2 protein-coding genes are annotated in these 1,561 nt (G+C 48.9%); one reads left to right on the forward strand and one right to left on the reverse strand.

The genetic code is table 11. From position 1 onward, the window contains the following. Positions 1-616 precede the first annotated feature (616 nt). Positions 617-943, forward strand: coding sequence for a helix-turn-helix domain-containing protein (locus tag E0L35_RS25235; RefSeq protein WP_249362190.1), 327 nt, complete (start codon positions 617-619; stop codon positions 941-943). A gap of 289 nt (positions 944-1,232) precedes the next feature. Here E0L35_RS25235 and E0L35_RS25240 read toward each other — a convergent pair whose 3' ends face one another. Then, the gene (locus E0L35_RS25240) at positions 1,233-1,481 is read right to left on the reverse strand and encodes a hypothetical protein (RefSeq protein WP_001614212.1); all 249 of its coding nucleotides are present in this window, start codon (positions 1,479-1,481) and stop codon (positions 1,233-1,235) included. Positions 1,482-1,561: the final 80 nt, after the last annotated feature.

Below are 1,561 nucleotides of genomic sequence, written 5' to 3' on the forward strand. Positions count from 1 at the left end.
TAGCAGGGGCGCGGGGCGCTGTCCCGTAGTTCCGGTAACGACCGTAACCCGCTGGCGCGGGGCTTCGGCGCGCTAGGCCTCCTGAGAGCCTCTGTAAGCGTTTTTCGCGCCTTCCATGCCCTAACGGGCATTTAAAACCTGTTTCGTGCGTCTGAGGGCTTCTGAGCGCGTCTGAGGGGCTATCTGGCGACCCTCCCCGAAAGAACAACAACGGAATCGCCGACAACACGAGAGAGCTGACACCGCTCGCCGCAGCCCCAGCGACCGAACGTAGTGAGCGAGCGGGCGAGGAAGCGGAATTTCCACTTCCCGAACATAGAAATCCTTACGCTCGGAACTGGCAGAAAAACTCCTGATTTTTCGAATGTGCGAACGTTGGGGAGTAATAAGATACAGAAGGGGGTGTCTCGGAAGCCGCGCCACAAGCGGAAAGTTTTTGACAATAGTTATCTCTAGAGATAACTTAGTTATCTTGAGAGATAACTATTTTTCCTGAAATGGAGATTTTTAGATGCGGAGAATCACACAGGTAGACCAGGGTACCGGGGAGGAGTTAGGCGGTTTTGTAGCAGTGATTCGACCCAAACAAAAGTCAGCATTTCAGAGGCACTTTACCATGAACCAAGCCGCACTAATTACCATTGCCAATGAGCTAAACCATGACCAGATGCGTGTGCTGATGGCCTTGCTCGCAGAGCTAGATTACGAGAACTACATCCAGGTAGCACAAATGGACATTGCAGAGGCGCTGAGCATGCAAAAAACAAATGTCAGCCGTGCGGTAAAAAACCTGATCGAGTTCGAAATTATATTGGAAGGGCCGAAGATCGGGCGGAGCAAAACATATCGTCTAAACCCTCAGTTCGGCTGGAAAGGCACGGTAAGCAACCACAAGAAAGCTCTCAAAAACGGACTTAGTGTTATTCAGGGTGGGAGAGTTTAACGCCCCGTTCCCTGCCTGTGTGCTGGCGGTCTTTCTCCGTCTTATCCCTGAACTGGTTATTTTCGGATGCAGCTGTGTGTGGCGGTACTCCAAAAACACATCTTGTCTGGTACACAGATTTCCTTTGGCATTCCTTCGAGTTTCCCTGAGATTTCCACTCTGCATGTACACACGTATACACGCATAACCAGCGGCAAAGTTAGGGCAGGACATGTAAAGTTAGCCAACTTTACGCCTGCCTTATTCGCGTCCCGCTCAAAGGAAAAACCCCGTTCTATAGGTTGAATCGTCAACTTCTAAATCGGGGGGGTACTGGTATTTCTTTTCCCGTCATGAAACTTACCAGTTCTTTACGCCCGTCAGGATATTCTTTGATAACACAATTTTCTGGGGTGTCAGGTTCTGCGTAGTAGATGGATACGCCTTTCATAAGACTTTCTTTCGCTGCTACCCCATCATCATGTTCAATGTATTCCAGAAAGTTTTTAATCCATAATTCATCATCATCGTCGTACAGTTTAGATGTATCAGTAATCATTTGGTTTCCTCGGCTTTTGGCGATACATGACCTGCGTGATTTGGAGTGTGCACTCTAGACTTTGCTATGCAAAGTCGTTC

The sequence above is a fragment of the Halomonas sp. ATBC28 genome, from assembly GCF_005937175.1.
Lineage (GTDB): Bacteria > Pseudomonadota > Gammaproteobacteria > Pseudomonadales > Halomonadaceae > Vreelandella > Vreelandella titanicae.